This is a genomic window from Bradyrhizobium sp. SHOUNA76 (genome assembly GCF_023006445.1).
GTDB lineage: Bacteria > Pseudomonadota > Alphaproteobacteria > Rhizobiales > Xanthobacteraceae > Bradyrhizobium.
In genome coordinates, this window is record NZ_JALBHA010000272.1 from 1 (window position 1) to 8516 (window position 8516).

The window sequence follows — 8516 nt, forward strand, 5'->3', positions numbered from 1 at the left end:
CGGACCATGAGCGCCGCCGGCCGGCACGCGGCCGGCCGCCTCGGTCGGACCCAGCGATCAGGCGTCCTCGAACTTGGCGATGACGAGCGTTTCGGCCAGCCCGTCGCGGGTCCATTCCTGGAACGCCGGCAGCGCCATCATCGTCTCCATGTAGGCCTTCGTGTCCGGAGCAACGTCGATCGCATAGGTGCGCAGGCGGTGCACGACCGGCGCGTACATCGCGTCCGCCGCACCGAAGCGGCCGAACAGGAACGGACCCTTGGCACCATGGCGCGTGCGGCACTCGCGCCAGATCTCCTCGACGCGGGCGATGTTGGCCTTGGCGTCCGCCGACAGCGCCACGGGGCGGATCGGCCGATGCAGGTTCATGCCGCATTCGTTGCGCAGAGCGACGAATCCGGAGTGCATCTCGGCGCACACCGATCGGGCATGGGCGCGCGCGGCGACGTCGTCCGGCCACAGCTTCACTTCCGGATAGCGCTCGGCGACATATTCGATGATGGCGAGCGAATCCCACACCGTGACGTCGCCGTCGACCAGCACCGGTACCTTGCCGGCGCGGCTGAAGGACAGGATCTGCTCCTTGTCTGCGGGATTGTCGGTGTAGAGCGGGATGAGCGTCTCCACGAACGGGATGTCGTTGGCGCGAAGCGCGAGCCAGGGCCGCATCGACCATGACGAGTAGTTCTTGTTGCCGATCGCGAGTTTCAGCGCAGCCATGTCATCAGTCCTTCCCGAGACGTCCTAGAGCGAGCCGCTTTTAACGCCATCGCCTGCCGCCAATCAATCATTGCTGCGTTTCGCCATGCGTGGCAATCGTTGCGGTCCGCGCCAGGAGACAGACATGAGCAGGCATTGGGTCGACATCACCGCCGTCGGCTTCTTCATCATCGAATGGCTGGTCTATGCACTGACGCTGGAGCATTCGGCCTATGGCCGCGACAGCCTGTCGGCGCGTATGAACCGCTATCGCGAGGTCTGGGTGCGCCGCCTGCTCGACCGCGACACCCGCATGGTCGACATGCAGATCATGGCCTCGCTCCAAAACGGCACCGCCTTCTTCGCCTCCACCAGCCTGATCGCGCTCGGCGGCGCGCTGGCGCTGCTGCACGCCACCAACGATGCCATCACGATTCTGAGCAAGCTGCCGATCGACCTCAGCACCTCGCCGGCCATGTGGGAGCTGAAATGCGTCGGCCTTGTGCTGATCTGCGTCTACGCCTTCTTCAAGTTCGCCTGGGCTTACCGCCTGTTCAATTACGTCGCGATCCTGTTCGGCGGCATGCCGCCGGCGGACCAGCGCGACACGCCCGCAGCCGAAGCCCATGTCATCCGCACCTCGCGCCTGTTCGAATCCGCCGGCCGCCATTTCAACCGCGGCCAGCGCGCCTTCTTCTTCGCGCTCGGCTATCTCGGCTGGTTCGTCAGCCCCTGGCTGCTGTTCGTCACCACGGCAGCCGTGGTGATCGTAACCTGGCGACGGCAGTTCGCCTCGAGCGCATGGGCCGCGATGGCGCCGGAGGGGGCGGATGGCGAGGAGATGGGGAAGCGCGGTCATTGAGCGCCGCTCTGCGACGCGGCGCGGTGCCGTAGGGTGGGCAAAGGCGCAAAGCGCCGTGCCCACGAGTCCGACGACGATACGCAAAGTCGTGGGCACGCTTCGCTTTGCCCACCCTACGATGCCAGGGTGTGTGGCAACTGCTTCGCCCTTCCGGTTCGCAATCTGAATCACAGACATGCCTCTTCGGCCTCGCGGCTTGTTCGCCCGAGCTTTGCTTCATCTTTCGCCCCTCTGAAATCCAAGAGGGCGCAGGGAAGGCCGGGTGCCAGCTCGCACCCGCGGTCTGCTGCGCGAAATGTAGCGCAAGAAGACCGCACAGCAGCATACAGGTGGTGCCGAACACTCGGCCTTCCCTGCGCGATGGTCGGACGGCTTATGCCGTGCTCTCCCGGGAGCCGAACTTTCCTTCTGGCCTCCCTCGCCCCGCGAATTGGATGATGCAGTCTGCCCGGTTGAGCTCGCTCGCACCTTCGCGAAAGACTTGACCGTAGCAACGACGGCCAGGACCACACGGTTTTGCCGTACGCACGGCCCGCCATTTCGCCGCAGTTTTCTCAGCCCAGTCGACGGAGCTGCGAAACTTACAGGCGAGACGAACCTAGCAGCGCCGCTCGTCCGCACGCGGGTTACGAGCTCACAGGGACTACCCGCCCTGCCCGCCCCATCTCGTGCCGACGCTGCCGCGTCCACCGCAGGCCCGGCTCGCGATGCGTGACGACACAAGATCGCCCCTCTTGGATGAGCCGGGATGGATGACACATACGACAAAACCGAATTTCGGTAAAGGGGAATATTTTTGCGCGAGTGGATTGACAGAGGGCGACACAGGCGCGGCCGCGTAGCCCGGATGAGCGGAGCGACATCCGGGACAGTGCAAGATGCCGGACGAGCGGCCCCGGGTATCGCTGCGCTCACCCGGGCTACAACAGCTACCCGCCAAGATCCCGGGGGCTGAACGGCAGGTCCAGCACCTTCCATTCCTGGTATAGATTGGCGGGCAGCATCTTGTAGGGCTGACAATTCTGAAGCGCGCTCATTGCGGACCTCACGAGGGCCACCCCTTTTGTGGACGGCGGGGCTTCGAGCAGGATCGGCTCGCGCGCCAGCGTGCCGTCGGTGGCGAACACCGTGCGCAGCTTGATATGAACGTTGTCGGTCGGCGCAAGTCCGGCCGGCAATTTCGCACAGCTGCGCAAGTGGCTGCGAAGCGCGGCAATGATTTCGGCCGGCAACTTGGCTGCGATCGAATCCTTGGCGTCGCCGCCATCGTCCTTGGGGGCGTCTTTCGGCAGCTGCGGCGGCAATTCCGGAGGCAGGCCCAGCATGACGCCGTACTTGACGGTGACGTCAGGCTGCGGAGCCTGATAGGTCGGCGGCGGCGCGGCCTGTGGCTGCTGCATCGCCTGTGGCGGCAGCTGCATCGATGGCTGCTGCATTGGCTGGGCCGGCGGTTGTTGCTGCGGTTGCGGCGGCGGCTGTTGCGAGGACTGCGGCTGTTCAGGCTGCGGCTGCACGTTGGCCTCACGCTGCTTCGGCGCCGACGAGGGTTGCGGCTGCTTCTGCTGCGGTTCAGCTGGCGTCTGCTGCGGCGATGGTGCTGCTGCCTGCTGCTTGGCCGCGGGCTTGCCCGCCGCTTCGGACTTGTCGGTGAAATCAAGCTTTGGCAGCTTCAGATCGGGCGGCGGCTCCGGCAATTTCTCCTTGGCCGCCTCCTTCGTCTCCTGCTCCTTGATCTCCTCCTTCACCTGCTCCGGCGTGACGATGTCGACGGTCACGGTCTCGGGCGGCGCGGCGTGAAACGGATGGACCTCGCTGATCACGATGATCAGCGCCACCAGCGTCAGATGCGCGATTGCCGACGCCGCAATGTCCGTCCGTATGATCTTCCGCAGTTCCATCGACCGATCTTGGGTTGCCGTCGCGGTCCTAGCATACCCCGGCCCCCTCTCAATCCCATTTCGGGGCGAAGCCGAAGTCGGTCAGGCGGCCCTTGGGGTTGGCGAGCGCGGCGATCCGGCTCATCTCGTCCTCCGACAGCTCGAAATCGAAGATCTCGATGTTTTCAGACAGGCGCTCGATGCGCGAGGTGCGCGGGATCGCAGCGACATTCTGTTGCACCAGCCAACGCAGGCAGATCTGCGCCGGCGTCTTGCGATGAGTGCGCCCGATCCCGGCCAGCGTCTGGTCGGACTTGATGCGGCCCTTGGCGATCGGGCTGTAGGCGACGAGTGCAAGGCCATGCTGGTCGCAGGCCGCCCTCACCTTCGCCTGGCCGAGATAGGGGTGGTATTCGACCTGGTTGCAGACCAGCGGCTCGCCCGACAGCGCCAACGCCTGCTCGATCAGCGCCACCGTGAAATTGGACACGCCGATGTGGCGGGTCAGGCCCATGCGCTTGGCATGCGACAGCGCGCCGAGCGTCTCGGCCAGCGGCACGTGCGGATTGGGCCAATGCAGCAGCAACAGGTCGACGGAGGTAAGCCGCAAGCGCGCCAGGCTCTCCTTGACCGAGCGCTCGAGATCATGGGGCGCGAAATGGTTGGTCCAGACCTTGGTGGTGAGAAAAACGTCGTCGCGGCGGACGCCAGAGGCGCGCAAGCCGTCGCCGACCTCGCGTTCATTGTCGTAGACCTGCGCGGTGTCGATGTGGCGATAGCCGAGCCGCAGCGCCTGCTCGACCACCCGCGCGGCAAGCCTTCCGCTCAACTCCCAGGTCCCGAGCCCGATCGCCGGGATTCTCGCGCCATTGGCCTCGACGAACAGCATGAGGAGTCCTCTTCCGTTGCGGCAACCCCTGACGTCATCAGGCCTCATTATGGACCCGGCCCATGACGCTGCCAACGGAAGCCGCGGCAGTCCGGCGGGATATTTGGCGCAATGCTAACGGGAGGTTCGCGTCGGGGCTTGTGGCCCTTGACGCCAGGCTTTGACGTCAGGCTTTGGCGAGCGCCTGGAACACCGTATCCGGAGCGTGCGCGATTACCGCGAGCAGCGCGCGGGCTGGTCCCCGCGGAGCACGCTTGCCCTGCTCCCAGTTGCGGATGGTCTCGACGGGAACGCCGAGCTTGGCGGCGAACTCCATCTGGGTCAGGCAGGCGCGGCGGCGCAAATCGCGCACCGCGAGCAAAGAGCTATCGCCGGGCGCGGCTGTTGCCGTGGGCTCCGCCGCAGACGGCTGGACCGGAAACTCCTGTCCGTCCCGCAACTCAACGACCCGTCCGTCCGCCTTCAGCCGCAACCGCATGCTCATTCCCCCAAGCGAGGCGATGATGCGGCAGGTCGCTTAAGTTCGGATTAAAGATACGAGGTCGCGTGCCCCGGACGCTGCGCAGCACGACGTGATGCGCTGCTGAGCCGGGGCCCATCTCGCCACGGAGTATGCCGCCTTCCGGGTCCCGGTTCTGCGCAGCAACGCTACACGTTGCAGCGCGTCCGGGACACGGGGGGAACCCGTTGCCTATCCCCGTCATTGCGAGGAGCTCTTGCGACGAAGCAATCCAGGCTGCCACCGCGGAGGGATTCTGGATTGCTTCCGCCTTCGCTAAAGCTTCGGCGGACAAAGTCGCTGCGCTCGCAATGACGTGGAGAGAGCGTGGCCTCGCCCCCTACCTCAGCCCGAACCAGAGCGTCGCAATCCCGAGGAAGGAGAAGAAGCCGACGACGTCGGTCACGGTGGTGACGAAGGTGCCGGACGCCACCGCCGGGTCGGCCCTGACGCGTTCGAGCGCCATCGGGATCAGGATGCCGCCGAGCGCACCGGCGATGAGGTTGCAGACCATCGCAAGCCCGATGACGATGCCGAGGCCGGGAATCTTGAACCAGGCCACCGCCGCGATGCCCGTGATCACGGCAAAGGCGAGCCCGTTGATCAGACCGACCAGCGCCTCGCGCATCACCACGCGCCAGGCATTGGAGGAGCCGAGCTCACGCGTCGCCAGCGCCCGCACCGCGACCGTCATGGTCTGGGTCGCGGCATTGCCGCCCTGGCTTGCCACGATCGGCGCCAGCACGGCGAGCGCGACCATCTTTTCGAGCTGACCCTCGAACAGGCCGAGCACCGAGGATGCGAGAAAGGCGGTGGCGAGATTGACCAGCAGCCAGTTGAAGCGGCCGCGCGCAATGGTCAGGAAGGTGTCCGACAGCTCTTCGTCGCTGGTGACGCCGCCGAGCGCCTTGAGGTCCTCGTCCGCCTCCTCCTCGATGACGTCGACGACGTCGTCGACGGTGATGACGCCAACCAGGCGATCCTGGGTGTCGAGCACGGGGGCTGCGACGAGATTGTACTTGCCGAACATGCGTGCCACCTCTTCCTGGTCCTCCAGGACGGAGACGCGGCGGCGGTCCTCGTCGGTGAGCTCGGCCAAGGCCACCGGCCGGCGCGCGCGCAGCAGCACGTCGAGCGGCACCGCGCCCTGCCAGTGCTGGTCCTTGTCGACGACGTAGATCTCGTAGAATCGGTCGGGCAGATCCGGCGTCTCGCGCATGTAGTCGATCGCCTGGCCCACGGTGAAATCCTGGGGCACCGCGATGAACTCGGTCTGCATCCGGCGTCCCGCGGAATTCTCGGGATACAGCAGGCTGCGTTCGAGCGCGACGCGCTCCTTGAGCGGCAGCTTCTCGAGGATCTCCTCCTGCTCGGCCTGGTCGAGGGTCTCCAGCAGCTCGACCGCGTCGTCGGATTCGAGCTCTCGGACGCCCTCGGCGACCCTCTCCGGCGGCAGTTCCTCCAGGATCTCCTCGCGGACGGCCTCGTCGACCTCGTTCAGCGCGGCGAAGTCGAAGTCGCGCCCGGTCAGCTCGACCAGGCGGACGCGGTCGTCGGGCTCCAGAGCGCCGATCAGATCGCCGAGATCGGCCTCGTGCAGCTCGGCGACGCAGGCGCGCAGCGATGCGCTGTCGCCGGCCTCGATTGCATGCGCGATCTCCTCGACGAATTCGTGCCTGATATCGCCGTCTTCATTGCGCATCGGCACGTGGTCGAGTACCGAATCCGCGGCGGATCGGGCAACGTCCATATGTTCATCCATGGCGCGCCTCGCCGTTTGACAGGTTGGATCAGGTGGTCTGAGCTGACGGTCAGGCAATACCCACAAGCCAACTGCGAGCGCAATGACAAAGATGCTTCGACTGAGGTGGACTTCGATGGCGCTGGGCGCGGCCCTCGCGGCCCTCGCCGGCATCACCTCGCCTGAAGCCGCCGAGTGCCCGCGCAAGGACGCACTCGGCACCTCGCGCGTGCTGAGCGTCGATGCCAAGACCACGCCGCGCGTGGGCCTGAAGAGCTTTCCGCAGACGCTTGCACTGGCCGATCGCGAGGTCGTGCTGACCTTCGACGACGGGCCGAACCCGCCGACGACGTCGAAGGTGTTGGCGGCGCTGGCGCAGGAATGCGTGCGCGCGACCTTCTTCCTGATCGGCATGCACGCCTCCCAGCATCCCGATATGGTCAAGCGCATCGCCCGCGAAGGCCACACCATCGGCCACCACACCTTCTCGCACCCGTTCATGGCGCGGATCCCGTTCGACAAGGCAAAAAGCGAGATCGACCGCGGCATCGCGGCCGACGAGATGGCGCTGCACGGGACGTCGTCGACGACGCCCTCGACGCCGTTCTTCCGCTTCCCCTATTTCCAGGGGACGCCGGCGCAGCTCGACCTGCTGCAGTCGCGCGGCATCGTCGTGTTCGGGGCCGATTTGTGGGCCAGCGACTGGAACGAGATGACGCCGGAGCAGGAATTGAAGCTCGTCACGGAGCGCCTTGCCGCGAGCGGCAAGGGCATCGTCCTGTTCCACGACCCCAAGGCGCGCACGGCCGCGATCATGCCGGCCTTCCTGCGGTATCTGAGGGAGAACGGTTTTCGCGTGGTTCACGTCGCACCGGCCGGCGTGCCGCAGAAGAATGCCGATGCGCGCTGATGCCGGAATGTCACGCCGGCGCAAAATGGGGTGATTTGGGCCCTATTAACACTCTGTTCATGCTACCCCCTGCAAATGGATGGGGACTTTGCGATGGGAAAGGGTCTTTGCGCCTGAACCGTTTCCTGATGTCTCCGACCTACTATGGCGGCAAGCGCATATGAAGGCAGACCGGGTTCATGATCGGAAGTAGCGTTGTATTGCGGACGCGATCGTGGATCGTCCTTTGCCTCAGCGGATTCCTTGGATGTTCGACCCTCGGATCGCCGGCGGCGCTTGCGGCCGACTGCCCGGGCCACCCCGATGCGCTCGGGACCTCCCGCACCCTCGTGGTCGATCCGCACGAGCATCCGCTGATCGGCACCATGCAGTACCGCGAGACGCTACCGCTTAGGGATCATGAAGTGGTCCTGACCTTCGACGACGGTCCGCTGCCGAAATATTCCAACCAGGTCCTCAAGATCCTCGACGACGAGTGCATCAAGGCGACCTTCTTCATCATCGGCAGCCAGGCCAAGGCGAACCCCGAAGGCGTGCGCAAGCTGGTAGCGGCGGGCCACACCGTCGGCACCCACAGCATGAACCATCCGCTGACCTTCGACCGGATGCCGGCCGAGAAATTCGAGGCCGAGATCAATGGCGGCATCGAGTGGACCTCGGCCGCGATGACCGATCCGTCCAAGCTGGCGCCGTTCTTCCGCATTCCCGGCCTGATGCGCGCCGAAGGCGTCGAGCATCATCTGATCTCGCGCGGCATCCAGGTCTGGAGCGCCGACTTCCCGGCCGACGACTGGCGCCATGTGTCGTCCGACCGCGTCTATCAGCTCGCGATCCAGCGGCTGGAGGCCAAGGGCAAGGGCATCTTGCTGCTGCACGACATCCAGGCGCGGACGGTGGCGGCGTTGCCGAAGATCATCCGCGACCTCAAGGCGCGCGGCTATCGCATCGTGCATGTGGTGCCCGCGACCGCCGACCGGCCGGCGACACCGACCACGCCGGTGGAGTGGCTGCTGCATCCGCCGACCGAGACTGTGCCGAT

8 protein-coding genes are annotated in these 8516 nt (G+C 65.7%); 3 read left to right on the plus strand and 5 right to left on the minus strand.

The genetic code is table 11. The annotated features are described in order from the left end of the window. Positions 1 to 57: 57 nt before the first annotated feature. Positions 58 to 720: a glutathione S-transferase family protein gene (locus tag MOV74_RS23970; protein ID WP_246928003.1), complete on the minus strand. Its 663-nt coding sequence runs from the start codon at positions 718 to 720 to the stop codon at positions 58 to 60. Positions 721 to 844: 124 nt separating this feature from the next. Here MOV74_RS23970 and MOV74_RS23975 point away from each other — a divergent pair, with 124 nt between their 5' ends. Further along, complete coding sequence (locus MOV74_RS23975; RefSeq protein ID WP_246928005.1) at positions 845 to 1561, plus strand: DUF599 domain-containing protein; 717 nt, start codon at positions 845 to 847, stop codon at positions 1559 to 1561. A 929-nt stretch (positions 1562 to 2490) separates the two neighbouring features. On the opposite strand, the gene MOV74_RS23980 is transcribed toward MOV74_RS23975, so the two are convergent. The 4 genes from MOV74_RS23980 to mgtE all read right to left on the minus strand — a co-directional run bounded on the left by MOV74_RS23980 (position 2491) and on the right by mgtE (position 6588). Beyond that, complete coding sequence (locus MOV74_RS23980; protein WP_246928014.1) at positions 2491 to 3459, minus strand: hypothetical protein; 969 nt, start codon at positions 3457 to 3459, stop codon at positions 2491 to 2493. Between the two features lie 49 nt (positions 3460 to 3508). Continuing rightward, on the minus strand, positions 3509 to 4327 hold the full coding sequence (locus MOV74_RS23985; RefSeq protein WP_246928016.1) for an aldo/keto reductase: 819 nt from the start codon (positions 4325 to 4327) through the stop codon (positions 3509 to 3511). A gap of 166 nt (positions 4328 to 4493) precedes the next feature. After that, on the minus strand, positions 4494 to 4811 hold the full coding sequence (locus MOV74_RS23990) for a DNA-binding transcriptional regulator (RefSeq protein WP_246928019.1): 318 nt from the start codon (positions 4809 to 4811) through the stop codon (positions 4494 to 4496). 355 nt (positions 4812 to 5166) lie between these two features. Then, the gene (mgtE, locus tag MOV74_RS23995) at positions 5167 to 6588 is read right to left on the minus strand and encodes a magnesium transporter (protein WP_246928077.1); all 1422 of its coding nucleotides are present in this window, start codon (positions 6586 to 6588) and stop codon (positions 5167 to 5169) included. A 115-nt stretch (positions 6589 to 6703) separates the two neighbouring features. Here mgtE and MOV74_RS24000 point away from each other — a divergent pair, with 115 nt between their 5' ends. Together MOV74_RS24000 and MOV74_RS24005 are read left to right on the plus strand one after the other, a co-directional pair. After that, entirely contained in the window at positions 6704 to 7477 is a 774-nt protein-coding gene (locus MOV74_RS24000; protein WP_246928079.1) for a polysaccharide deacetylase family protein, read from the plus strand. Positions 7478 to 7656: 179 nt separating this feature from the next. Beyond that, a partial coding sequence (locus tag MOV74_RS24005) for a polysaccharide deacetylase family protein (RefSeq protein ID WP_246928081.1) occupies positions 7657 to 8516 on the plus strand: 860 nt, incomplete at its 3' end.

Excerpts from the sequence above, each read along its gene's own strand:
- MOV74_RS23990 (WP_246928019.1), bottom strand. The coding sequence starts at position 4,811 with ATGAGCATGCGGTTGCGGCTGAAGGCGGACGGACGGGTCGTTGAGTTG.
- mgtE (WP_246928077.1), bottom strand. The coding sequence starts at position 6,588 with ATGGATGAACATATGGACGTTGCCCGATCCGCCGCGGATTCGGTACTC.
- MOV74_RS23970 (WP_246928003.1), bottom strand. The coding sequence starts at position 720 with ATGGCTGCGCTGAAACTCGCGATCGGCAACAAGAACTACTCGTCATGG.
- MOV74_RS23985 (WP_246928016.1), bottom strand. The coding sequence starts at position 4,327 with ATGCTGTTCGTCGAGGCCAATGGCGCGAGAATCCCGGCGATCGGGCTC.
- MOV74_RS24000 (WP_246928079.1), top strand. The coding sequence starts at position 6,704 with ATGGCGCTGGGCGCGGCCCTCGCGGCCCTCGCCGGCATCACCTCGCCT.
- MOV74_RS23980 (WP_246928014.1), bottom strand. The coding sequence starts at position 3,459 with ATGGAACTGCGGAAGATCATACGGACGGACATTGCGGCGTCGGCAATC.
- MOV74_RS23975 (WP_246928005.1), top strand. The coding sequence starts at position 845 with ATGAGCAGGCATTGGGTCGACATCACCGCCGTCGGCTTCTTCATCATC.